This window comes from Methanosarcina sp. 2.H.A.1B.4, assembly GCF_000979385.1.
Classification (GTDB): domain Archaea; phylum Halobacteriota; class Methanosarcinia; order Methanosarcinales; family Methanosarcinaceae; genus Methanosarcina.
In genome coordinates this window covers 1-23,510 of sequence record NZ_JJOV01000025.1, presented here as the reverse complement: position 1 = coordinate 23,510, position 23,510 = coordinate 1, and the positions used below count along the sequence as shown (strand labels likewise).

21 protein-coding genes and 1 other RNA gene are annotated in these 23,510 nt (G+C 45.1%); 10 read left to right on the top strand and 12 right to left on the bottom strand.

The window, feature by feature from the left end:
- The first annotated feature begins 551 nt into the window (after positions 1 to 551).
- From EO92_RS03885 to EO92_RS17495, 9 genes are all read left to right on the top strand, one after another.
- Positions 552 to 1,556: a PHP domain-containing protein gene (locus EO92_RS03885; protein WP_200896732.1), complete on the top strand. Its 1,005-nt coding sequence runs from the start codon at positions 552 to 554 to the stop codon at positions 1,554 to 1,556.
- 476 nt (positions 1,557 to 2,032) lie between these two features.
- On the top strand, positions 2,033 to 3,817 hold the full coding sequence (locus tag EO92_RS03880; protein WP_048169457.1) for an ABC transporter substrate-binding protein: 1,785 nt from the start codon (positions 2,033 to 2,035) through the stop codon (positions 3,815 to 3,817).
- Between the two features lie 14 nt (positions 3,818 to 3,831).
- Entirely contained in the window at positions 3,832 to 5,481 is a 1,650-nt protein-coding gene (locus EO92_RS03875; protein WP_052734261.1) for an ABC transporter substrate-binding protein, read from the top strand.
- Positions 5,482 to 5,613: 132 nt separating this feature from the next.
- Positions 5,614 to 6,561 (top strand): ABC transporter permease, encoded by a 948-nt coding sequence (locus EO92_RS03870; protein WP_048169450.1) that lies wholly within the window; start codon positions 5,614 to 5,616, stop codon positions 6,559 to 6,561.
- Positions 6,558 to 7,472 carry an ABC transporter permease gene (locus tag EO92_RS03865; RefSeq protein ID WP_082107937.1) on the top strand — a complete coding sequence of 305 codons (915 nt, stop codon included), beginning with the start codon at positions 6,558 to 6,560 and terminating at the stop codon, positions 7,470 to 7,472. Before EO92_RS03870 ends, EO92_RS03865 begins: the two co-directional genes overlap by 4 nt.
- Positions 7,469 to 8,521: an ABC transporter ATP-binding protein gene (locus EO92_RS03860; RefSeq protein WP_048169449.1), complete on the top strand. Its 1,053-nt coding sequence runs from the start codon at positions 7,469 to 7,471 to the stop codon at positions 8,519 to 8,521. Before EO92_RS03865 ends, EO92_RS03860 begins: the two co-directional genes overlap by 4 nt.
- A complete protein-coding gene (locus EO92_RS03855; protein ID WP_235283169.1) occupies positions 8,512 to 9,204 on the top strand; it encodes an ABC transporter ATP-binding protein in 693 nt (230 codons plus the stop codon). Before EO92_RS03860 ends, EO92_RS03855 begins: the two co-directional genes overlap by 10 nt.
- 40 nt (positions 9,205 to 9,244) lie before the next feature.
- Positions 9,245 to 9,385, top strand: a complete 141-nt coding sequence (locus EO92_RS17500; protein ID WP_156165723.1) for a hypothetical protein — start codon at positions 9,245 to 9,247, stop codon at positions 9,383 to 9,385.
- Positions 9,386 to 9,472: 87 nt separating this feature from the next.
- Complete coding sequence (locus tag EO92_RS17495) at positions 9,473 to 9,790, top strand: hypothetical protein (protein ID WP_156165722.1); 318 nt, start codon at positions 9,473 to 9,475, stop codon at positions 9,788 to 9,790.
- On the opposite strand, the gene EO92_RS03850 is transcribed toward EO92_RS17495, so the two are convergent.
- From EO92_RS03850 to EO92_RS03835, 4 genes are all read right to left on the bottom strand, one after another.
- Positions 9,737 to 10,456, bottom strand: coding sequence for a dihydromethanopterin reductase (acceptor) (locus EO92_RS03850; protein ID WP_048169445.1), 720 nt, complete (start codon positions 10,454 to 10,456; stop codon positions 9,737 to 9,739). The two genes, EO92_RS17495 and EO92_RS03850, sit on opposite strands and share 54 nt — an antisense overlap.
- A gap of 111 nt (positions 10,457 to 10,567) precedes the next feature.
- Positions 10,568 to 11,197 carry a DUF447 domain-containing protein gene (locus EO92_RS03845; protein ID WP_235283168.1) on the bottom strand — a complete coding sequence of 210 codons (630 nt, stop codon included), beginning with the start codon at positions 11,195 to 11,197 and terminating at the stop codon, positions 10,568 to 10,570.
- Positions 11,194 to 12,240, bottom strand: a complete 1,047-nt coding sequence (locus EO92_RS03840) for a triphosphoribosyl-dephospho-CoA synthase (RefSeq protein WP_048169443.1) — start codon at positions 12,238 to 12,240, stop codon at positions 11,194 to 11,196. Before EO92_RS03840 ends, EO92_RS03845 begins: the two co-directional genes overlap by 4 nt.
- A complete protein-coding gene (locus EO92_RS03835; protein ID WP_048169442.1) occupies positions 12,227 to 13,366 on the bottom strand; it encodes a methanogenesis marker 9 domain-containing protein in 1,140 nt (379 codons plus the stop codon). Before EO92_RS03835 ends, EO92_RS03840 begins: the two co-directional genes overlap by 14 nt.
- Before the next feature lie 418 nt (positions 13,367 to 13,784).
- On the opposite strand from EO92_RS03835, the gene rnpB reads away from it, so the two are divergent.
- An RNA gene (rnpB, locus tag EO92_RS16625) (RNase P RNA component) lies at positions 13,785 to 14,145 on the top strand.
- 202 nt (positions 14,146 to 14,347) lie between these two features.
- Here the strand turns inward: rnpB and EO92_RS03830 are convergent.
- The 8 genes from EO92_RS03830 to EO92_RS03790 form a co-directional block, all read right to left on the bottom strand.
- Positions 14,348 to 15,517: a geranylgeranyl reductase family protein gene (locus EO92_RS03830; protein WP_048169440.1), complete on the bottom strand. Its 1,170-nt coding sequence runs from the start codon at positions 15,515 to 15,517 to the stop codon at positions 14,348 to 14,350.
- A gap of 530 nt (positions 15,518 to 16,047) precedes the next feature.
- Positions 16,048 to 17,046, bottom strand: a complete 999-nt coding sequence (locus tag EO92_RS03825) for an NAD(P)/FAD-dependent oxidoreductase (protein WP_048169438.1) — start codon at positions 17,044 to 17,046, stop codon at positions 16,048 to 16,050.
- Between the two features lie 650 nt (positions 17,047 to 17,696).
- Entirely contained in the window at positions 17,697 to 18,320 is a 624-nt protein-coding gene (locus tag EO92_RS03815; RefSeq protein ID WP_048169434.1) for a DUF116 domain-containing protein, read from the bottom strand.
- A complete protein-coding gene (locus EO92_RS03810; RefSeq protein ID WP_048135690.1) occupies positions 18,313 to 18,948 on the bottom strand; it encodes a DUF116 domain-containing protein in 636 nt (211 codons plus the stop codon). The genes EO92_RS03815 and EO92_RS03810 overlap by 8 nt, the downstream gene beginning before the upstream one ends.
- A gap of 100 nt (positions 18,949 to 19,048) precedes the next feature.
- Complete coding sequence (hdrD, locus tag EO92_RS03805) at positions 19,049 to 20,293, bottom strand: dihydromethanophenazine:CoB--CoM heterodisulfide reductase subunit HdrD (RefSeq protein WP_048161866.1); 1,245 nt, start codon at positions 20,291 to 20,293, stop codon at positions 19,049 to 19,051.
- Positions 20,294 to 20,295: 2 nt separating this feature from the next.
- Positions 20,296 to 21,078, bottom strand: coding sequence for a dihydromethanophenazine:CoB--CoM heterodisulfide reductase subunit HdrE (hdrE, locus tag EO92_RS03800; RefSeq protein ID WP_048169432.1), 783 nt, complete (start codon positions 21,076 to 21,078; stop codon positions 20,296 to 20,298).
- Between the two features lie 598 nt (positions 21,079 to 21,676).
- Positions 21,677 to 22,354 carry an NAD(P)/FAD-dependent oxidoreductase gene (locus EO92_RS03795; protein ID WP_048141966.1) on the bottom strand — a complete coding sequence of 226 codons (678 nt, stop codon included), beginning with the start codon at positions 22,352 to 22,354 and terminating at the stop codon, positions 21,677 to 21,679.
- Positions 22,355 to 22,836: 482 nt separating this feature from the next.
- Positions 22,837 to 23,220 (bottom strand): ferritin family protein, encoded by a 384-nt coding sequence (locus tag EO92_RS03790; protein WP_048135681.1) that lies wholly within the window; start codon positions 23,218 to 23,220, stop codon positions 22,837 to 22,839.
- Positions 23,221 to 23,510: the final 290 nt, after the last annotated feature.

Genomic DNA, 23,510 nt, shown 5'->3' with positions numbered 1-23,510 from the left:
AACAATAAGTATAAATAAATATTACATTACTACTTTGAAGCTTTTTTGATATTGTGAGGGAGTTTGGGATTTATTTAGAAAAACAGACACATCTGCCAGCGTGATCCACGAATCTGATGTGTTTTCTTGCCATATCCGTGGTCCACTGCACGAGAGAGAATTTTTTCCATCGAAGAGGTCTACTACATATTTTTCGAAATCGTCTCCTTTTTGCTCGGACTCGTTTTCAAAAATTACGCTTAGAATCTTCCTTAGCTTTCTGAATAGACCCATAGTTATACCACTATTACTACTATTGTTTTTGTGAAAAATATCGAGGTATTAAAGTATATTTGTATAAATGTGGTGATTTGGATTGGGTAAAAAGTGTACAAGGTGATAACGCCGGAAAAGTCCCAAAAGAGTTTTTCCATGAGTCAAAAAACTTCCAGATTCTGATATGAGTTTCTCAGAAAAACTTAATCTAAAAAAAGGATAATACTATAGTAGGAGAAATATAAAACTTAATTAAAATAATCTAGACAAAATAATAATCCAGGGATTCTACGCCTATGGGGAGAAGGCCGAAGAATTATCAGGAAAAGCTGATAACACCGGAACGGGCAGCTGAGCTTATGGAGGAAGGCTGGAAACGGGCAGACCTGCATGTGCATACAACCTGTTCTTTTGACGTGCTCCCGGCAAAAGATTTGCGTCCCGAGAGTCTCTATGAAAAAGCCCTCGGGATGGGCATGGATTTTGTCACATTTACGGATCATGATACAATCGAAGCATACGAAATTCTAGGGCGGGACAGGGAAAAACTGGTCTCTGGCGTTGAAATGACCATATATGATCCGAAGTTTGCAGGCCACACCCTGCACGTGAACGTTTTCGAACTTTACCGGGAGGACTTTCTAGAACTTACCGAGATTGCAAAAATAGAACATGACCTGAAGAGTTTTATAGGATATCTCAAGCGCCATAAACTACCTTTTCTCTACAATCACCCCTTCTGGTTTGAGCTTCACGAGGAGCCTGAGCCCTCTGCCGTCCCTGAACTGGCAAAACTCTTTCCTGTACTTGAATATAATATGCATGAGCTAAAGCAGAAAAATGAGCTTACGATCGCCCTTGCGGAAAGATTTGGCAAAGGTATCGCTGCAACAACGGACACACACTCGGGGGGGCTGGGGAAGGTATATACTCTTGCAAAAGGAGAGAGTTTCAGGGAGTATTTCAAAAATATAGAGAGAGGGAAAAGTTACATTGTTCCTGAAGACCTTACAAGGGAAATTCTGATAGAAGAAATGAATACATGGATAGACCTGATATTTGAAAAAAGTCAGAAGACCCGGGATATAAAAAGTTACCTTACAGGAATAAAGTCCCTGGATACAATGGTAAGGATCTCGAGGAGTGCACTTTTAAATTGCTCTCCCAGGTTGAACAGGACAACCATGGGCCTTCTCTACTTGATCTCAAATACAGGGCTTCCGGCTTCACTCTATATTCACTCGAAAAAAGTCTTTGCAAAAGAAATTGAAAAAAAGATTGAGATTGAAAGTCAAAAGTAAAAACGTATATTTTTTTTTATATTTTTCCAGTTAGATTGAAATTTTCCAGTTTGATTGAAATTTTCCAGTTTGATTGAAGTTTTCCAGTTTTATTGAAGTCCAACACTTAAAAAAAATGCTGTGCATGGATCTGTTTTTCAAAAGAATATTAAAAAATCAAAAGGTTTATATTACGAAATTGTTTAGGTAATATAACATAAAAAATAATAAATTAGTATGATTTTTAATTATATAGAGATTTAATCTTAATAAAAGATGCAAATAAAATTAAAAAATAGAGCACATTAAGGTTACCATTATATTTCTTACCCATAATTCACGCATAGCACTGCCTATGCCCTCTATTGATGCAGAGGAGAGAGCAGAAAAACAATTAGTTTATCAAAATAACCGGAACCTTTGGTGCGATTTCTGTAATTCGGGAGAAAAGAAATATCCGGGAGAAAAAAAAACATAAAACAGGAGTAGGTAGCAGGATGAAACAGGAGAAAAATATTACGGGGTCAGGATTAAACAGAGGATTGAAACGGTGGCTGACCTTTGCCACACTCATCTTTATTTTTTGTGCAAACATGTATCCCGCAGTAGCGGCAGGAACTGAGGATTCTGGAGAAAATCTTACGTCCTCGAATGACGGGATTTTTGACCGGGTCATTACATATATTAAAGGCCTGTTTGGAGGAGAAGAAAACCCGCAGGACTTAGGAACCGGCTCCAAAGCAGCAGCAGCAGACGTGCAGCAGTCAGTAGATACCGAAAGATTGGCACTGAAAATCGCAACCCCAAGCGTAATAAAATCTGCATCATTTCTCGGAGATTCAAGTCTTGGGGTTTTTGCCCATCTTTCAAACCCACCCCTCATGAAAATGGACTCTGAAGGGCACCTTACAGGTCAGCTTGCTGAAAGCTATGAGGTTTCGGAAAATAATACCTGCTGGACCTTCTACCTGAAAGACGACCTCTACTGGAGCGACGGAGAGCCGGTGACCCCCGAAGACATTGAGTTTTCAATCCGCTACTACGGGAAAGAGACACCCTGGGCAAGCTGGATAAACGATACCCTGGAAAGTTCGGCTGTTTCTGATGCCGACAATTCCGTAACCTTCAGATTTAACAAGCCTTACACCCGCATTGACCTGGAATTTGCAACCTACAACATCCTGCCCGCCCATGTATGGGAATCTATCGAGAACCCCATGGAATACTTAAACGAAGGCCCATACGTGGGCTGCGGGCCCTATTACCTCAAGCAGATAAACCTTAATGCCGGAAAACTCGTTTTTGAGAAAAACCCATACTGGAAAGGGAAGGCACCGGCATTCGAAAGCGTGGAGGTCCACTTTTACTCCAATATGGACGTAGCCACCCTGGCCCTTGAAAACGGGGATGTTGATACTTATTACAAGTACGCAGGTTCATACCCCTACCCCAACATAGAACAGCTTGAAAAGACCGGGAATTTCGACTTCATGGAAAAGACAAATATCGGGCTTATCTTCCTGGCCCCGAACCTGAAGAAAGCCCCCCTCTCGGACCTGCAATTCAGGGAAGCGCTTTCCTATGCCATAAATTACGAAGAAATCGTCAAGCTCGAGACTCTCGGCTATGGGGATGTTCCGAACCGCGGCTTTGTGCCGCCTTCCATGGAGGCCTTCAAAGAGACCGAAAAACTTGAGTACAACCCTGAAAAAGCCAGGGAAATCCTGAAAAAAGCAGGATATTCGGACAGCAACGGAAACGGTATCCTTGAAAGCAAAGATGGCAAAGACATCAAACTTGAAATCCTGATAAGGCCGGACTATGCCCGTACAGGCGAGCTTCTTAAGGAATACCTGGAACAGGTGGGCCTTGCTGCAGACCTGAGGACTGTGGACGCAGATACCTGGTTCACCCTGAAGGACAACTATGAATATGACCTGACAGTAACCCGCTCAACCCCCTGGGGCATGCTGATGCACGCAAACTGGGGAAGCGGCTATTTTGATTCAAGAAGAACCGGGCAGGGAGTCATGCACAACGTGGACGACCCCGAATTCTTGCAGCTCTGCGATGACATCCTCGCAACCACGGACCCTGAAGAACTTCAGGGCTACGCGTATGAGCTTCAGGACTACTATGCAGGGAACCTGCCTGCAATTCCCCTCTACTGGGATAACGTGGTTACCCCCTTCAACAGGCAGTTCGAAGGCTGGTATGCGGACCCCCTCTATGGGATCTATAACCTTGACAACTTCCTGAATGTGACGAAAACCCCTGCTTAAGGAGAGAGCAGCGTATGAGATGGACAACAAGCAGGGTGTTCTGTATTGCAGCCCTCTCTTTACTATTTTTAGGAGGGATTTACCTGTTAATGCTGCCTTCAGAAAGTGAGGGGTCTTCGGGGATTGAAACTCCGGCTGCGGAAGCGGATGCAGAAGCGGATGCGAACTCTTCTGAGGGACCTGAAAAAGTCCTGAAGATCGCGACCCCTAACGTCATAAAATCCGAATCCCTGATAGGAGACTACTACCTGGGCATCTTTGCACATCTTTCCAATTTCCCACTTATGCAGATGTCCGAAGACGGCAAGATTGTTGGCAGGCTGGCAGACCATTATGAAGTTTCGGAAGACCACAGGGAATGGACATTCTACATCCTGGACGACCTTTACTGGAGTGATGGGGTAAAAGTGACCCCCGAAGACGTACAGTTCAGCATGCTCTACTATGGAGAAAAAAACCCTTCCGGCCGCTGGATCAACGAAACCCTGGAAAGTTCCTCCGTTTCGGAAGCCGACAATTCCGTGACCTTCAAATTTAACAAGCCTTACACCCGCATCGACCTGGAATTTGCAACCTACATGATCATCCCCAGGCATGTATGGGAAAAGATAGACAAACCGATGGAATACTCAAGCAAAGGCCCATATGTGGGCTGCGGGCCCTATTACATAGAATCCGTAGACCTGAACACCGCCCGCCTAATCTTCCGGAAAAACCCTTACTGGAAAGGCAAAAACTGTGCCTTTGATAAGGTCGAGGTGGACTGGTACGCAAGTGAAGATGCTGCCTGCCTGGCCCTTGAGAAGGGAGAAGCCGACACCTACTACAAATACGCCTCCTCCTACCCGTATGCAAACATAGAGCGTCTGGAAAAAACAGGGGACTTCAATTTTGTCGAAAAGGACAGTACAGGGATGTGTTATCTTGGAATTACCTTAAATGAAGCCCCCCGCTCAGACCTGCAATTCAGGGAAGCCCTGGCCTATGCCATCAATTACGAAGAACTCATGCAACTCGATACTCTGGGCTACGGAAGCGTTCCCAACAGGGGGCTGGTCCCCCCGGGCATGGAATACTACAAACCCACGGAGAAATGCATTTATGACCCGGAAAAAGCCAGGGAAATCCTGAAAAAAGCAGGATATGAAGACCGCAATGGGAACGGGATTGTAGAAAACAAAAATGGAAAAGATATCCTCCTGGAACTCATGATCTTGCCGGGCTACGAAAGGGATGCCGAACTTTTGCAGGAGTACTTCCGGGCCGTGGGGATAGACATTGAAATCGAAAACGTTGACCAGAATACCTACATGGACCGAAAGGACACTTCCAGGTACGAGCTTGTCTTTTCGAGGACCACGCCCTGGGGTATGCTGATGCATTCAGGACTTGGTACCGGGTACTTTGATTCCAGACGCTACGGTTATATCGAAGACCCTGAATTTACCGGACTTTGCGATCAGATCCTGAATACGACGGATTCCGAAACCCTGCGTTCCTGTTCGTACTCCCTGCAGGACTATTATGCGGAGGAACTGCCGGTAATTCCGGTTTACTGGAAAAAGGTTGTCACGCCCTATAACAAAAGGTTCGAAGGCTGGCACTACAACAACCTGGATGGGATCTACACCCTTGAAACCTTCCTCGATTTACATGAGGTATGAAGGCAGCTTCCGGATGACAATACTGTCAGCTACTCCTCCCTGTTAGATCCGGTAAACCGGAGCTTCGGAGGGGAGAATCCTGCTCAGGCAGTTGAAAACGATAAACCGATATGAAAACGGCAAGGTGATACAATGAGTGAAATGGTTAAAAAAACGCTCAGGTATGCGGCTTCCTTTTTCCTCATAGTTACCCTCAACTTTGCATTCCCGAGGCTTATGCCAGGGGATCCCGTAAAGAATCTCATAGGGGAGGACGTCTACGTTTCGGAGGCCGTAATGGAGGAGTTGAGGACCAAGATGGGGCTGAACAGGCCGCTTTACGAGCAGTTTACAGCTTACATCGGAGACCTCCTCCGGTTTGACCTGGGTTACTCATATCATCTTCACAGCCCCGTGGCTGAGGTTTTGAGGGAGAGGATTGGCTGGACCCTCCTTTTTGTGGGGGTTTCCGTACTTCTGGGAGCAGTTCTGGGGACCCTGCTCGGGGCATACGCGGGCTGGAAACCTGAAACAAAGGTAAACCGCCTCGTATGCTACGGGTTTATTGCACTCTCCTGCACACCTCCCTATTTCCTTGCCCTGCTTTGCCTGGATATCTTTGCCTTTGAACTGGGGCTTTTTCCATTCAAAGGATTTTATGAAGTCCCGACCCCTGGAAGTGTCATGTACCACATGTTTTTACCGGTAACTGTGATGGCCCTCTTTTCCGCCTCCAGGAACTTCCTGATAATGCGGGGGAGCGTCATACAGGAAAAAGGACAGCTTTATGCCCTCTATGCCCGGGCAAAGGGCCTTTACGATATATCCATTCTTTTCAGGCACGTCATAAAGAATGCCTCCCTTCCCATCATTACCCTGCTGGCCCTTGATTTCGGATTTCTCTTCAGCGGAGCCCTTTTTACAGAGATCGTTTTTTCCTTAAACGGCATGGGGACCCTTATTTATGATGCAATAATAGGAAAAGATTACCCCGTCCTCCAGGGATCTTTTCTGGTAATAGCCCTTGCGGTTTTGCTTGCGAACATGCTCGCAGACCTGCTGTATGCAGTTGCTGACCCAAGAGTCAGGAGGCCGACATGATTCAAAAGGAAGTGTACATACAGGAAAGTGTCCGGCAGTGGAAAGATATTATAGCCCATCATTTAAACCTCGATATTCGGAAATATGAAAGAACCTTAAAAAAATTCAACCGGGGAGGACTTTTTCTCTTCGCCTTTTTCCTTATCCTTGCCCTGTTTCCCTCCCTTTTTGCCCCTTACTCCCCGACTGAGCGTTTCATTTCTTATGAATCCCCCTCGACTGCCCACCTCCTTGGGACAAACGATATAGGAAATGATATACTCTCGGAGCTGGTTTACGGGGCCAGAATCTCGATGATGGTGGGCTTTGCCTCGGCTTCCATCTCAACCTTAATAGGCCTCATGATAGGGCTTTGTTCAGGTTACTTCAGGGGGATGCCGGACGAGCTGCTTATGGGTTTTACCGACGTTGTCCTGACAATTCCGAAGATCCCCCTGATCATAATCATAGGTGCTTTCCTGCACCCGAGCATCTGGACCCTTATCCTTGTCCTTGGGCTTCTTTCCTGGGAGTCCATTGCAAGGGTTGTACGCTCAAAAACCCTGCAGATAAGGGAAGCAGGTTATGTCAAAAGTGCCCGATGCATGGGATTTTCCTCTTTTCACATCATGGTCTCAGACATCTTCCCGAACCTCATCCACATCCTGCTGCCCAAGTTCATGCTGGCAACGGCTTCGGCAATGATTTCCGAAGCCTCGCTCTCTTTCCTGGGACTCGGGGACATAAGCATGAAAAGCTGGGGGATCATGCTGTCCTTTGCCTTTTCCCGGGGCGGTTTTATAAGGGACATGTGGTGGTGGTACCTGCCCCCTGGAATCTGCATCACGCTCTGTGTAATGTCCATTGCACTGATAGGGTTTGGATTCGAAGGAGGGAAAGAAAACGGAAAAAGAGGAGTGGATACGGAATGAACCCCCTGCTGGAAGTAAAAGACCTGAACGTTTCTTTTCAGGGAAATGAAAAAGAAAAAGAAAAAGAAAAAGAAAACGTGACCGCTGTTTTCGGCGTTTCATTTTCTATCAGGGAAAAAGAAACGCTGGCCCTCGTAGGGGAAACAGGCTGTGGGAAATCCGTTGTTGCACATGCGATTATGCGTCTACTCCCCCTGGAATCCAGAGTTAAAGGGACAATAGAATTCGGAGGCAAAAACCTCCTCGAACTGAGCGAAAAAGAGATGACAAAACTCAGGGGAAAAGAAATCTCCATAATTTTCCAGAACCCTTCTCTTGCTTTAAATCCTGTATATTCCATAGGGCACCAGCTTGCAGAACCCCTCCGAATTCATGGACAGGAAAAGAGAAAAGGGAAGGAATTGAAGAAAGAAGAGGAGAGAAAGGAAAAGGGGTGGGAAGAAAAGGAGGAGAAAAATGAGAAGGAGTTGAAGATGAGGAAGAACAACTTCTCAAAAGTTGCAGGAGCCCTTAAGCGAGTGGGTTTTTCAAATCCCCATGAATACATGGGATACTATCCCTCCTGGTGTTCCGGAGGGATGAACCAGCGCTTTTTGATTGCGGCTTCAACAATGCTTAACCCAGTCCTCCTTATAGCAGACGAACCCAGTAAGGGGCTCGACAGGAATCGCGTAGCTGAACTGGAAAACGAACTGGAAGGACTGAAAGAAAAGAGTGAAACCTCCCTGCTTCTCATAAGCCACGACCTCGGCTTCGTGCGGCGGCTTGCAGATAGGGTTGCCGTAATGTATGCCGGAGAAATCGTTGAGATTTCCGACCCCTCGAATCTTTTTGAAAGACCACTACATCCCTACACCAGGGGGCTCCTGAACAGCCTGCCTGAAAGGGGGTTTGTGCCTATACCCGGTTCATCCCCACCCCTCAGCAGCCCGCCTGAAGGCTGCAGGTTCCATCCGAGATGTCCTGTAAAGGAAAAACGCTGCATGCAGGAACGTCCCGAACTCAAAGAAAGCGATGGAAGGGCTGTGAGGTGTTTTTTGTGTCTCTGAAAGCCGAAAACCTCTCCAGGGCGTACGGGTCCGGCCTGCTGGGAAAGGGAAAATACATTTTCCGGGATGTGTCTTTTGAACTTGAACCCGGGAAAACCTTCGGGCTGATGGGCCCCTCGGGAGAAGGAAAAAGCACACTCGGGAGAATAATTGCAGGACTTGAGAGCCCCACAGATGGCGCAGTCCTTTTTAACGGGAATCCACTTTCCAGAATGAAAAAAGCCGAATACTCAACTTTCCGCCGAAGGGTCCAGATGATGTTCCAGGACCCGACAGATGCCTTTAACCCCAGGAAGCGGATTGAAAATTCGATATTCGAAGTCCTGAAACTGCTCGAGATCTCCGGAACCGAGCGTATCCGATGTACAAAAGAAATGCTAAAGACCACAGGCCTCCCGGAAGAAGTGCTTTTCCGCTACCCTTCCCAGCTCTCAGGCGGCCAGCTCCAGCGTCTTGCCCTGGGTCGGATTCTCCTGCTCGATCCGGAATACATTGTACTTGACGAGCCTACCTCTGCTCTTGATGTTTCGGTCCAGGCCCAGATCCTCCACCTGCTGAAAAAGGTGCAAACAGAGCAGGGAATAGGTTACCTCCTTATCTCCCATGATGAAGCTGTGATCCGTTTTATGTCCGATAGCTGCGGAGAGCTTGAAAACGGGAAACTGGGCTTGATTGAATTGTGATACAGGGACTGAGCCCGAAACAGGCAGATTATAAGGAAAAGTGAATAAAAAAGAGCTCTTCGTTGTTTTGTATGGATGTCCTCACAAAAACCAACGTGGTCTTGAATTGAAAATCATCTTATCCATAGAAACTGACGAAGAACCAAAAAAAGTGAATAAGGAAAAGAAAAGGCCGGTTTGAATTTGCACCAAGAAGTAAGATTGGAAATAGAAAGGGAGAAAACTTGGCAAGAGAAGTTGACAAACATAAAGAACATGGGAGCCGGAAATGGAACCCCGGGCAACCACTGAATATAACGAAAAAAAGAAGGCCGGCAGACCCCCTAGAGTAACAGAGATAACAAAACATTTATATACAGAGAAGGGATACAAACCAATAACAAAACAATTTAAGTTGATTTTAAAATCTTTTGCCAGAGGAAATCTCCACAATTTCCACGGAAAAATGGATTATCCAGATAATCCATTTCCTTTTTTATTTTTTTCAAATTTTTCATTGCCTGGACGTTTTTTGGCCGGAAAAATGAAAAACTTAGAAAAGATCCAGAATGGCTTCCGGGCTTTCAAGTACAGTGATTCCCTGTAGCTCTTTTACAATCTCAACATTGCGCATGTCCACATCCCTGACCAGGACTTCAACAGGCCCGCCCTTGATGGCATTATAAGGGCACAATTCCTTGCAGATCCCGCAGCCTTTGCATTTCAGGAGTTCGATCTGGTCTGTGACACCGTTTTTCTCAGTTATTGCTTCGTGGGGGCAGTTTTCCCTCGGGGGACAGTCCTCACAGTGCCGGCACTGTTTTCTGTCAATGTTGTAGGGCATTTCCGATACGATCGAGCCTTCAATGTCCACTGGCACGATATAAACCGGGACCCTTCCCTTAACAGCCTGGGCAACGGCATTGGTTACAAGGGAATCGGCAATCCCATAGGCGATTTTCGAGACTGTATTTGAGGTTGCAGGTGTAACAAAGAGGGCATCGTACCTGTCAAGGAGAAAGCGCCCGACTTTGGGAGAACTTGAACCCTGCTCGCTTTCCCGGAAGATTTCTTCAAGGTAGTCCCCTCCCGAGATTTTCACAAGCTTCTGCTCAAGCCCGTACATCCGGAGCACCTCTTCGGCTGCCCTGGAAATATACGTGTTTACGGAAAGCTCGTGGTCCCTGAGTTTGAGTTCCTTAAAGACCTGGTAGCTGCGGTCCAGGAAATGTCCGGCGCCGGTAATTCCCCATGCGATTCTCTGAAAATTCATGAACAGAAGTCATGCCATAGAGGATAATATAATTTTCTAAAGAAAGCGTGACTTAGAATAGGGAACTGAAACCAGAAAGAATCAGAAAAGGGTATGGAGTTAGAGAGAAATTCAAATCCCCAGAACTTCATAAAGCAGTTTCATAGCTTTCTTTTCACTATCTCCCCCGCATTTGGAAGCAAGGGTCTCATAGTGTCGGATCCATTCAAGGTATTTTTCATCCCCCGAAAGCTGATAGCGGGTTGCATGAACTGTAGCCTCAAGCACGGCATTGAAGCCGCGGTTAGGGGTCGGGATCGCTCTCCTGTTCGCCTCAAAAAAGCCCGCCCCGAGCGGGACGAGGTCGGATATCACAGTCTGTTCCGTATCTTTGAGGTTGGTGCACCTGAAAGCTACCCAGGAAATGGCCGATTTCAGGACAGGAAACTTTTTCCCGCCAATGTCCACAAAATCAAATTCGGAAGATTCAATGTCGAAGAAGGTGGAGCGTACGAGAAGCAGGGGGTCATATACCACGTTTGCTACAAGAACCCCTTCCCGGACCAGGTTTTCCCCTGTATGGCTGCCTTTGAAAATGCGGACAAAAGTCTTCTGGTTTTTCCTGATAATCCCGATAGGAGCCGCATTGGGGTTATCAAGCCCCGTACTTACGATTGTCTCAGAGATACCTTCCAGAATCCCATATTCAGAGAGGTCGATATCTGGTTTACAGATATCTCCGGATTCATCATATTTTTTCAAAAACGTAGTCCTCCAAGAAGGGCAATAAAAAGCCCTGCAATAATGATATCTGCCGTAGAGCCCGGATTGATCCTTTTTTCCAGAAGCTCGGAGTCAAACTCCTGTACTGCAGGAAGGATGGATACAAAGTCCCTGGCTGTTTTCCCTGAAGTTTCCCAGCTTGAAAGGATCTCACCTGCTCTGGAAGAAACATAATCTGCAGTTTCAATATCGAACTTGGTCTGGATGAAGGTATCCCTGTGCCTGGAAAGCAGTTTCAGGAAAGTATACACTACAGCCTCGTTGATTCCTGTGCCCGAACAGCTGGAAACCGAGCCTCCGGTTAAAGCTTCTGCCCTGCAGTTTCGTGCCTGCATGAACTCAAGAATGCTTTTTGCTCCCTCAAGGCAGCGCCCGAAACCTGAGGTCCACTCATTTGCGATCAGGTCATACCCTCTGGCAATTTCCATAAGATCGTAAAGGGTAATGTTCTGTTTCCTGAGATCGGCAGTTGATTCAGAGTCTTCAAGATCGAATTCTTCCACACTATTTACCCTGACTCCTGCATGCCCGAAAGCCCTGTAGAACTCAACAGCGTCTTCGCAGTTCGTTGCGCGGACAAAAGCCTGGGCGTGGGCAGCAAGACTCTCAAATTCCCCGTCTTCAAGCCGGAAATTTGCTTCCCCGGAGTGAGGGGGTTCTCTGGAGATTTTGCCTACAGCCATTGCCAGCGGAATCAGGAGTAAAAAAGCGCCAAAATGTGTATTTCCTCCCTGCTGCCAGGCAGAGCTTTCGCAAACCGCAATCCTGAGAAGTTCCCCTATCCTGTCTTCACTCCTTGCAGCAAGTTCAAAGACAGGATAGACGGCGACTGAAGAAGCTAAAAAATGCTCAAAACACGTATCAGGATAATTATGTTCCCTATCAACGTTCCCTGGTTTTGGAGAAGCTGAGACCTCAAGCAACATAGCAAGCTGTGCACGGCGTGCAATCAGGCTTGAGGTTCTGGAATCCTCCACCAATTCAGGGATCTGACAGGAGAAAGCAGTGTTATTGGGATTCATTTACCGGAATCCTGGCATGATCAAGGACGTGTTTTGCCAGCTGCTCCTTAAGTTTCATGTACTCCGCATCAGAGAGGTTAAGTGTATTCAGTACACCGTTCCTGATCCAGCAGGGCTTTGTAATCTTACAGCACCAGACAAGGCTGCCGAAACAGGTATCCTCCCCGTACTCGAGCATTGTGCCTCTGGCAAATTCCATTTTTGTCCGGGCGAACTCTTCGGCAGTGTATCCCAGTTTTCGGAATTTCGCATGCACAGGGCAGGGTTTTACCGGAAGACAGCAGAAAGCCAGTGCCCTGAAGTCCCCTTCACTGCAAACGTGTTTGGGAGCATTATACCAGCCTATTGACTGCTGGTAAGAACTTACACTCTCTACAAGTTCCTTGACCAGTTCGGGGTTTTCCATGGCGCCTCTCGCAACAGATACCATGTCAGCTCCTCGGGAAAACATGTCCTTTGCCGTTGCAAAGTCAGTAACCGAGTTGTTGCCTATAAGGAAGAGCCTTGTAGCATCCCTGTAGCTTGTGATCGCATCAAGGTCGGCTCCAAAACTTTCGAGCATGGCATCTACGTGGATGATGTCAGCCCCGGCCTTATCAATAAGCCTGGCAAGTTTGACATCATTCACCACATTTGCCCGTACCTTTACGGAAAGCACGACTCCGGTTTCCTTTATTGCCTTTATCCAGGCAGAAAGCTTTGGGAGGTCATGCAAAAGGGCTTCTCCGATGCCTGCCTCAAGCATTTCAGGCTGCTTGCAGTGGGCGTTTAACTCAAGGATTGCCCCTTCTTCCTTTACAATTTTAGCAGCTTCAATTAAAGGCTCAAGGGTGGTGCTTCTGACGTTTACTGCAACAGCACTGCCCGAGTTTACTGCCCGGATTTCCTTTTTTATAAGCTCCAGAGGTTCATCGGAGATGAACTCTTTTCTACCCCTGGCTACGAGCTCTGATGCAACTGCAATAGATCCTTCATCAAGATTGAAGGCTCCAAGCACTACCAGCCCGGCATCACCTGCATACTGGTTGGCAAAAGCGCTGTCGACAATTCCTGCCATTGGCGCCAGTGCAATGGGATTTCTAAAACGGACATATCCAATATGCAAATCAAATAGACAATCACTCATGTTTTACCTCTAAAAAATAAGACTGTAAACTGAACACAAAAATGATAGTTATAGTCACATATTAAGCTAACGAATCTTTTTAATCTGAATTGAATATTTTTTAAGAGATTTAGGAAATGGAAAATCCATTTCATTTTCTCGATTACAATACATATATATTAATATTTGGGCATATCCCTAACAAGTAAAAGTTATATAGACCGCATGGAAGGAATCCCCTCGTTCATCCAGAACCGGGAAAGAATTAAAATCAGCCAGAAAAATCAGCCAGAAAAATCAGCCAGAAAAATCAGCTAGCGGTCACTGAAGACAATTTTACTCAGGAGTCCTCTTTAACCAGTCTCTTTTTGCAGAAATATCATCCCATAAATATATATACGATCGAAAAATAGGTAGGGCAAGTTAATCAGCAATATGCGAGAGAGGCTGGGCGGCTGCCGGACCTTCTGGTCTGAGGAAAGTCTCCCCACCGCTCCGGACACACGAACATCTGTAAAGGATGTCGGGCGAGAGCCCGGGCCCTGGCACAGAAACGATAACCATCCCCTGCAAATGCGATGATGCCATAAGCTGAGGTCGCAGGGAGAGTGGATGAAACGGCGAATCCTCGTGGGTGCAAGTTGGAAATCGGGAATAACGAGCAGTTCGGACTCGCCCGATTGGTTTTGGTAACGCTTAGCCGAATGCCGTCGATGCAAGAGTCCTCAGGGATCATTTCTTCCACTGATGAGGTGGCAGGAATTTTTGCATGAACAGAAGGGAGCTTACATGCCTCACTCGCATACAATGATTATCTTCAGGTTTATTTTCAATCTTTGCTCAGAAGTTCTTTGTTTTCTTTTGGATTCGCACTTTCGATCAGTTTCTTTTACCTGCTCTTAGGACCCCGAAGCTGTTCTTTCATTGCCCTTAGCTATTACACCCCACTTTTTTTCCATTAATCCCTACTCTTATTTGTTAGCTCTTGCTTTATAGAAACCCTTACCGATTTCGTTCAGTTGTAGACTTAATTTTGGAGGAGGGCTCAGCCAGACTGAAATTGAGCAATAACCACCTGACATAGTCTTTGTGGCTTCTACTGAATACAACTTCATCCAGATATTTATCCAATATTTCCTTCCTGCTGAGAACAAGTTTGAAAGAGGTCTCGGGAAAACGATGCATAACCTTTTCCAGTTTAAGGGAACTGCCAAGGAAGTTTCCAAACTCCTGCCTGCACCTGGATTCATACTCTTTAAGGGCGCTCAATTTCCGGTCATAAAGCACAAGATCAGCTACGTTCTCCGCTGCAAGCTGCCCTGACCGGATGGCATATGCAATACCTTCCCCTATGAAGGCGTCCACGAAACCTGCGGCATCCCCGCTCAGAAGGACCCTTGAACCTATGGTTTTTCGTTTTATCCCTCCTACCGGGATAATATGGGAACTGACCTGCAATTCTCCTGAAAAACCGTTTGCCCGCAAAAAATCCCGCATTACCTTCTTCGGATGCTTCAGATATTCAGCTGTTCCCGTGACCCCCACGGAATAGTACCCTGCGTGAGGGAAAATCCAGCCGTACCCCCCAGGTGCAGTCCCGAAATGAATGTCTATTACACCGGGAAACCGATTCCTTATCACCTCGTCATCTTCAGGAACTTCCGAAACAAGGGCAAGCCCATATTCTGTTCTCTGGTCTCTCTGCGGCCTTACTTTATACTTAAGCATGCCTCCGGAGCCTTCCGCAATAAGGACAAACTTGGCAAGGTAAGTGTTCTGCAAAGTCTTAACCTCAACGTATTCTTCTCTTTCCTCGCAGTCCAGCACCTTTTCCCCGAAGTGGACCTCAATTCCAGTCTCCCTGGCTTTATCAAGCAGGAAATTGTCAAAGACATTTCTGGAGACCAGCAAAGCTAACCTGGAACTACTTTGCCTTTCAGTACAGTGCTCCCTGAAATGAATCCTTATCTTTGAAATATCCCTCTCGACTACGGACTCAGGGAGTTTGAAATCCAGGCAGGATAATGCATAAGGGGATAGAGCCCCTCCGCAGGGCTTATACCTCGGGAAATTTTCTTTTTCAAGCAGGAGGGTTGAGATTCCTGCTCTTCCAGCTACCCTTCCGGCAGAAGCTCCCGAAGGCCCTCCGCCCACTATAATCAGATCATACATACTCAAGCCCCCAGCTTATTGATAAGAGACGGGCCGTGAACATACAGCCTCAAATGAATTGTTTACCCCATAAAGTAGATTGATGCTCGAACAATAAAAAGATAGAGGAAAAAGAGAAAACGAAGGGGTCCCTGATAAAATCCTGGAGTGCCTTTAAAAATTCCGGCTTATTTTTGAAAATCCCCTATATTACCTGAGCTTAAAATTCAGAAGGGACCAGCGAAGATAATCCTTTAATTAATACTGAAATCCACAACTTCAAGATCTTTATCAACCATTTTTTCACTTGAAGTAAAGATTTTAAATGATTGGTTAGGGAAACGATGTATTATCCTGGAAAACATAAGCGAATAATTAAGGTGAATTCCAAATTCAGCCTGAAAGAGGGACTCGTGTCTGCTCAAATCTTTGAGATTCCTACCACCCGTGGAAAGTCTCTAAGGTAAGGTTCTTTGAGGAACAGGGTAATCAACGGTACTCTTTCTTACGGGTTATTTCATGGTATTTTATCAAGTTGATTTACGATTTCATCATCTATATACCATGTTCAAAAGTTTGAGAGGGTTTTTGCTGACAGCAAGTGAATAGTACGCGCAGGGATAAGCCAGAGGGCCCAGAGTTTCAAAAATAAACCTGTTTCTTTCCGAATGCTCCATTTTCTTAATCAAATGTTTCTTTATCAAATCGTTATAGGATTCACTTCGAGTTATGCTTCTTGCAGCAAAATTAGCGCTCTGGATTGCGTACCTCATCCCGAATCCCCAGAAGTAGTCCTGAAAACCGCCTGCTTCCCCTATGAGCATTGCCCCATTATCATCATACAAATTTTTCTTTATTTCGAAATGCCCGTGACCACCGAATTTTTTCCCTGAAGCTAGCTCCCTTTTATCAAGAAAACCTGAAAAATATTCCACAGTATTTTGGAGGAACTCATCGGAGCAGTGGGCCAGTTTGCGGTTAAAAACAGTTGCAATTGTTCCATGGCCGTTTTTGACCAACAGGTAAGAGTAAAATCCTGTGGCTATTTCACTTCCAAAAGCCATATGATAGCCATTCTCACAGTTCGTTTTGAACTTTATTCCTTTTACAAAAGCAGTTGCATTTTTCGGGCCTGTAGCGTTTACTTTTATAGGAACTTCCTTTTCCGGCACGGAAGCGAAGTGGATGTTTACCCCCAGTTCTTCAGCCTGCTCAAGTAAACATGTATCCAGGCAACCTTTACTGCCCCCTCTTCTAACCAGATAACAGCCATTTTTCACTTTGATTGTCTTTATTTTTCCGGAATAATGAATAGTTAATTCGGATATCGGCTCGTAATCAAAAGACAGGTCAATCCCGTATGATTCTATCTGTTTCAGGACATCAATTTTCTCTGACCAGTTCTCAATACCCTGCCAGTCATCATTGAATCTTGTACCAACATAATTCTTTTTTTCATAAACATTAACGCTATACCCATTTTTCCGAAGAATTATCGCACATGCAAGGCCACTTATCCCTCCACCCATAATATTAATTTCTTCGTTCAAATAAACACCTGCAGTGACTGGAATTCCCAAATATTTATACTTTTCTTTTTAACCAGGCAGTCTACAAAAATTAATTGGAAGATGTCGATTTTACGTAATAAACAAGTTTAATCACTACTCAAAGAAGGATGGAGAAACGTGATCAATAGCCAAAAGTTAAAGAAAATTAGCTCATGAAATTTGCGAATTGGATCTTAATAAAGAACACGATAAATATTGTTTTACTTAGGCTGAATAGTCATTTTAATCAAATAATTTATGATACGATTTTGCAAAAATATCGCATGATACCGACTCATGCGCTTAAACTTAAGCACATTAGATGCAAGGTAAAAGATATAAACCGAAATCTTCTTACTTCATAGATTTGTGGAAAAGCATATATGTGCCTAAAAAAACGAAGTTAGGTACACCTTTTACTGCAGAGTAAATTTCTTCTTAAGTAATGAAAAATTTGAAAACATTCGTAAACTATGACGTAGTCACGTTCTTCGTAAATAAAAATAACTGAGGGAACAATTTTAAACCCCCTCCCACAAAATGGAGTACATGTGAACTACCCCTCCCTGCTTTCTGATGAAAGCGAGGAAGGGGACTTCCCGCCTTAAAGTTAAAAATAATACAAAACAATTAAAAAAAATAAGATAGTGTTAGAAAGTTTTAAAATCATCAAACACTTTAAGCACCTTCTTGTAATTCACTTCTGTCCCGAAACAGCCATCGTTTTCCATAGTAATTCCGTAGGTTATCACTTTTTTGCCTTTGAGGGCACGCATAACTTTATTGATTTCATAATCGCAGGCAATTAGAAGGATACCATCGGCGGCTTCCATTTTGAGTATGTTCTTCACATATGAAGAGCCAGTCAGGATGAAAACCTTATACCCGTATTTTTCAGCATCTTTCTTTAACTGAGTAAAAACGCATTTCCCACAGGACTTACACTGGATTCCTGTCTGTGTAGAATGGGCAGGGCAGTCAAGAGCTCGCATGCAGTGGGGAGCAAGAATAATCCTTTTTTTTGTTTTTGCAAAGGCAGAAGCATGGGCTCTGATTTTCAGAGATGACATCCATTTGTCCAGAACACGGGTATCGGAAAACTTGAGAAAAATATGTCTCAGAGGCAAATAAAAGAAGTCGAGCACACTTGCAAAAAACCCTGCCAGCAAGACATTTTGTGTGAGGCTCTTGCGGCTGACAGCCAGGGCTACGGCTGAAAGGACAAGGGATAGGATGGTGACAAAAAACAGTGCCTTTCCAATGTAGTTATACATCGCACATCTCCATTTTATGAATTATTTCCTCAACGTTTGCTTCCGTATTGAAGCACCCGTCCTTGAGGAGAAGGACTCCCTGAGTGGGGACAAACGAAACAGCCTGCATGTTCTCAGCAAGTTCATTATAGCAGGCAACCCCTAGACAGGCTTCCGGCTTATATTTCTTGAAGATCTTTTTTACAAAGCTGCCCCCAGGGACTACAAAAACCCTGAAACCATACTTTTCAGCAGCTTCGTAGAGTTTTGAAATGTCACAGAGCCCGCAGCGCTTACACTCATACCCGTAGACCGGGTCGCAGCGGGCCTTACAGTTAGGGTGACGCAGGCACTGCGGAAGAAGCAAAATTTTCTTGCCTTTGGTGTGCAGGAAATCATCGTGCATAACAGCGTTCCGGACATCAATGAGAATATCGTCAACAAGGGTATCCCTTATCCGGAAAACTCTGCAGATCCATTTTGCAGGAGAATAGAAAAGGTAGAGTGTGAACAGTACGAAACTCGGAAAAATGATCCTGTGTTTTTTGAACGAGTAGACCCCTATGAGAAGGGCAAGCTCGGTACCTACAAGAGCAAGGAGCATCAGGTACACGAATACTTTTCCGAGAAATTCGTAAGGGATATGCATATTCAAGGGGAGGTAGGTATCGGTATTTAAGTTTTACTATAAAAAGTAAGACACCGGATCAAGAAAAAGAGAAATAAAGAAAGCTGGAAAAAACCAGCCTTCAAGCCTTTTTGGGTTCTTCTACACTGAGACCGAGGGCCTGTGCAACCAGTACAATTACGTCCTCAACCTCGATGTCGGCTTTGAGGGAGTCACGGCCATCCATGAGGTTCCTCTTACAGAAGGGACATGAGCTTGAGAGGATGTCTGCATTGGTTTCAAGGGCATCCTTAACGCGGGATTCGGCAACACCGAGGGCAAGATCGGGGAGACCTGCCTTCACACCACCGCCAGCTCCACAGCAGCGCTGGAATTCCTTGACCCTGTCCATTTCTACAAACTTAACACCCGGGATGTGTTCAAGCACAAACCTGGGAGCATCGTAGACGCCTACGTGGCGGCCAAGGTGGCAGGGGTCGTGGTATGTAATGGTCTTGTCAATGGACTTTTCCCATTTAACTTTGTCCTTCTTGATCAGATCTGCAAGGAACTCTGTGATGTGGACTACCTCAAAAGGCAGTTCTTCTCCGAGAAGCCTCGGCCAGTCGACCTTGGAGGCACGGAAGCAGCCTGCACATGCATAGAGAACCTTTGTGGCACCCTTTGCCTTAATGGCTTCTACATTGTGCCTTGCAGTTTCCCTGGCCACGTCATTGACATGGACCTGTCCGGTCCTGATAAGAGCGGAGCCGCAGCACCATTCTTCTTCCCCGAGCATGGCGAACTCGATGCCCAGCTTATTCAGCACACGGGAGGTGGCAAAAGCCAGAGCGAGCTGCTTGTATCCTGCAGTACAGCCGGTGAAGTAGACGATGTTTGCTTTGTCTGCAATCTTAACGTCTTCGGGGACCCAGGCAAGCCTGTCTTTCTGGTCAAGGAGGTAAGGGTTGTGGTACTGCCCGATAAGTTTAGGGAACATGCCCTGCTTTCCGAAGGGACCGATGCCTTTCTTGACAAGGTTTGTCCTCATGGATTCCCAGAGTTCCACAGTGTTGATACCTGATTCACAAACAGTTGCACAGATACCACAGGTGGTACAGCCGTGTACATCGTCTTTGAATTCTTCAAGTTCGGACTGGGGGATTTCCGTAGGGCCGAACAGCTTTGCTTTAAGCCCGTAGGACTTGTTCATGAACTGTCTCCAGCGCAGGATCTTGTCCCTGGGAGCTAACCCGGGCTTCTCGCCGGAAGCAGCGTAAGTTGGACACCATTTTACACATTCACCGCAACGGGTGCAGGAGTCGAGCTCCATGAGCTGGACTGCTGTAAGGTTCTTGGTGTCAATTGATGGAGTTTTTTTTGACATTTTTATTCTCCTCCCTTGTTTGCAAGGATTGCAAGCGGGGTGGCGATTACGTGTATGTACTTGCTGTACGGGATGTATGCGATACAGAAGAGCAGGGAAATTATGGAGTGGAAGAGAGCTGCAGGGGGTGCGGTTGAGGGGTCAAGCCCAAAGCTCCAGATAAATCCGGTCCTTATACCATCGGCAACAAAACCGGAAATCGTGACTAAGAAGACTCCTCCGAGAAGGACCCAGTCATACATTATGGAAGCTTTCCTTGCATCCGAGACAAAGATTCTCCTGACTACTGCAATCATGACTCCGATAAGCAGGACATACCCGAAAATATAGTTCGGGAGTGCGAGGAAATCTCTGAATTCGGCGGGGGTGAATGGAAGCTCGATTCCGAATTTTTCGATCATTTCCACTGCAAACATGAGCCCTGACAGAGCGAAAAGGGCCATCCAGCCTGCAACAATTGTGAAGTGCATGAACCAGCGCAACGGGCTTCTCTTGAGAATTCTCCTCTGGAACATAATGTCGAGGATCAGAACCTCAAGAATCGGTTTTCCGTGTCCGTGGTGAGACTCTTCTACTACCTGTTCCCACCAGGTCTTTAAAAATCTGATCGCACTTCCCTTGCTTCCTGGCTGAGGTTCAAGGGCATAGCCTGTGACGCCTGCACCCCATTTCTGGAAGTTAAGGATCATACCGTATAAGAAAATCACAATGGCTATTGTGCTGAATATCATTATCTGGACAAACGTAAGTCTGAGTGCATCCGAGAGCCCAGAGAAGTATGCCATCTCACTGCTAATAGTTTATTCCTCCTATATATGGGTAAAAACTGAAAACTGATACTGCTTCAAAATTATCATTGATGTTATAGAATATCAATAACAGTAAAGACAGAGCAAGAACCGTAGCAACTGTCTGTATAAGGTTTGAATAGTCTGTTAGTCTTTGTATCTATTATATTTAAACGTTATCTTTAACATACAATACATCGAAAAGCTCGCAAGAGGCGCGAAAATAGGGTCGCATTAAAGCAGTCTAACGGGGAAAGAAAAAGGGAAACTGGAAAATTGGGGTAGAATTATAACATAAAAATTATAAAACATTCTTATTAAAATTCTTCCTTGATGTAAATGAAAATAAGATTTCAGAGAGATCAGGAAATCGCTGAAAAAGATAAAATGGACTCAGAAAAAGCCGAAAACGATAGGGTGGAAAAAGCTGGGAAAGAGGGACTTCCGGATTAAAATTCCTGTAAGATGCTTAAAAAAACCTTTTAATCTGAAGAAAACCTACCCAGCATTCTTCCTGAGATTAACTAATAATTAGTCTTCCTGAGATTAACTAATAATTAGTCTTCCTGAGATTAACTAATAATTAGAGATCTGCTTACAGCCCTACCCCTTCTTTGAATTTCTCAATCCCTATTTCATCCAGTACTTCTCCGATCCTTCTTGCCTTTCCATATCCTTTATAGAAGTTAATTATCCTGTCAACAAGATCCAGAACCTGTTCTTCGGAAAGGTCCTTTGCCATCACGCTCCCGAGCCTTGGACGAGGCCCTGCGCTCCCCCCGACGCTAAGAGTATAGCCTTTTGCCGTGCCCATGATTCCTATGTCTTTTATGCTCGGCTCGGAACAGGAATTCTGACAGCCGGAAACAGCCATTTTGAATTTAGAAGGAAGCTGCATGCCGTGGTATTTTTCATCAAGTTTCAAGCCAAGCCCGACGGCATCCTGTTTGCCTCTCTTGCAAAATGTAGTTCCAGGGCAGATTTTGACGCTCCTGACGCAGAGCCCGATGGCAGCTCCGGGTTTCATACCCAGTTCAGCCCATGCTGCATCCAGGTCTTCCTCCTTGAGCCCTACAATCGCAATTCTCTGGGCTGAAGTAATTTTCAGAGCCGCAGCCCCATATTTGTCTGCGATGTCTGCTATCTTTCTGAGAGTTTCGGGATATACGATCCCTCCGGGAATGTGTGGAGCAATTGCATAAGTTTCCCCGTCTCTTTGCAAGATTGCAGCTTTCTCAGGAAGGTCTCCCTTAACATATTCCTTGCTTACCATATTTTACACTCTCCTAATTTAATAGATTCAGGTTTGTTTCAGGATCTAATAATCAGTTTGCTTGAGACCGACGTCCAGACATCAGAGCAAAAACTGAGTTGATAAACAGGCTGAAGTTCCCGAAAAATACCTTTGACCCTTAAATAAACGGATCTGAAAACCTGTTTTAGCCCCCGGAAATTAGACCCCTTACATAACTACAGAACCTCGATAATCCGACACCCTTCCGGATTAGAGGAATTAAACTTCTGGACTCGTAAAAAAGAGCACCAGACCAGATAATATATTGCTCGAGACAATATAAATTGTATGTGCCCACACCGACCTGTTTCAGGGAGTGAATTAATTATCAGAACCAAATACATGAACCTGTAAGGTTTTTATGTGTCATACTATTAAGAACAGAAAGGAAGTAAAAGAATACAAATTAAGTAAGGTTTCAAAACAATAGAAGAACGGATCAGGAGATCCGTTTGCAGTTTTTACTGCTGCTTTTTAATCCTTTCCAGAAAGCCCTTGAGACCTGCTTTATGCCTGGCTTCGTCAAGGGACGCCCTCTCAAAGAAAAGAGCAGCTCTGGTATTGCCTTCCTTTCTGGCAAGTTCTGCAGCTTCGGCTTTTTCGACCTCGGCTTTACTTTCCCCTTCAAGCATCATTTCAAGGTTTTCAATTGTCGTGCTTTTTACGAGCCCCATAATTTCAGCCACTTCTGTGGCATGCCAGGCTTCGTCCATTGCTATCTGGCGGAGGTAGACTGCAACATCTGCAAGCCCTTCCTGTTCAGCAATCTTAGACATTGCCAGGTACCATCCAACTTCAGTGGTCTCTCCTCTAAAGGTATCTTTCAGAATTTTTTCAAGAGTCATAAAATCACCATGTTTTATTTAAAATAATCTTACTTATAAATAAAACGCATGATCGAATTTAGAACTAAAGTTTCTTTCTGTTCAGGTAAATATAAATCTCTGGCTGCATTTAACCCCTGCATTAGACCCTTCTATGTTAAATCCTGCAAAATTTAAATCCTATAAAGTTTAAATCCTGCAAAGTTTAACACTAATATTGAGGGGAATAAATAAGAGTTCTGCATATTCGTAAAGATAAAAAAGATTGCAACAGGTAAAGAATACAAATAAAAAACAGATAATAATAATAA

What these genes read in the sequence shown, in the direction of transcription:
- EO92_RS03885 (WP_200896732.1), top strand. Translation starts at nt 552, where the DNA reads ATGGGGAGAAGGCCGAAGAATTATCAGGAAAAGCTGATAACACCGGAA.
- EO92_RS03880 (WP_048169457.1), top strand. Translation starts at nt 2,033, where the DNA reads ATGAAACAGGAGAAAAATATTACGGGGTCAGGATTAAACAGAGGATTG.
- EO92_RS03875 (WP_052734261.1), top strand. Translation starts at nt 3,832, where the DNA reads ATGAGATGGACAACAAGCAGGGTGTTCTGTATTGCAGCCCTCTCTTTA.
- EO92_RS03870 (WP_048169450.1), top strand. Translation starts at nt 5,614, where the DNA reads ATGAGTGAAATGGTTAAAAAAACGCTCAGGTATGCGGCTTCCTTTTTC.
- EO92_RS03865 (WP_082107937.1), top strand. Translation starts at nt 6,558, where the DNA reads ATGATTCAAAAGGAAGTGTACATACAGGAAAGTGTCCGGCAGTGGAAA.
- EO92_RS03860 (WP_048169449.1), top strand. Translation starts at nt 7,469, where the DNA reads ATGAACCCCCTGCTGGAAGTAAAAGACCTGAACGTTTCTTTTCAGGGA.
- EO92_RS17495 (WP_156165722.1), top strand. Translation starts at nt 9,473, where the DNA reads ATGGAACCCCGGGCAACCACTGAATATAACGAAAAAAAGAAGGCCGGC.
- EO92_RS03850 (WP_048169445.1), bottom strand. Translation starts at nt 10,456, where the DNA reads ATGAATTTTCAGAGAATCGCATGGGGAATTACCGGCGCCGGACATTTC.
- EO92_RS03840 (WP_048169443.1), bottom strand. Translation starts at nt 12,240, where the DNA reads ATGAATCCCAATAACACTGCTTTCTCCTGTCAGATCCCTGAATTGGTG.
- EO92_RS03835 (WP_048169442.1), bottom strand. Translation starts at nt 13,366, where the DNA reads ATGAGTGATTGTCTATTTGATTTGCATATTGGATATGTCCGTTTTAGA.
- EO92_RS03830 (WP_048169440.1), bottom strand. Translation starts at nt 15,517, where the DNA reads ATGTATGATCTGATTATAGTGGGCGGAGGGCCTTCGGGAGCTTCTGCC.
- EO92_RS03815 (WP_048169434.1), bottom strand. Translation starts at nt 18,320, where the DNA reads ATGTATAACTACATTGGAAAGGCACTGTTTTTTGTCACCATCCTATCC.
- EO92_RS03810 (WP_048135690.1), bottom strand. Translation starts at nt 18,948, where the DNA reads ATGCATATCCCTTACGAATTTCTCGGAAAAGTATTCGTGTACCTGATG.
- hdrD (WP_048161866.1), bottom strand. Translation starts at nt 20,293, where the DNA reads ATGTCAAAAAAAACTCCATCAATTGACACCAAGAACCTTACAGCAGTC.
- hdrE (WP_048169432.1), bottom strand. Translation starts at nt 21,078, where the DNA reads ATGGCATACTTCTCTGGGCTCTCGGATGCACTCAGACTTACGTTTGTC.
- EO92_RS03795 (WP_048141966.1), bottom strand. Translation starts at nt 22,354, where the DNA reads ATGGTAAGCAAGGAATATGTTAAGGGAGACCTTCCTGAGAAAGCTGCA.
- EO92_RS03790 (WP_048135681.1), bottom strand. Translation starts at nt 23,220, where the DNA reads ATGACTCTTGAAAAAATTCTGAAAGATACCTTTAGAGGAGAGACCACT.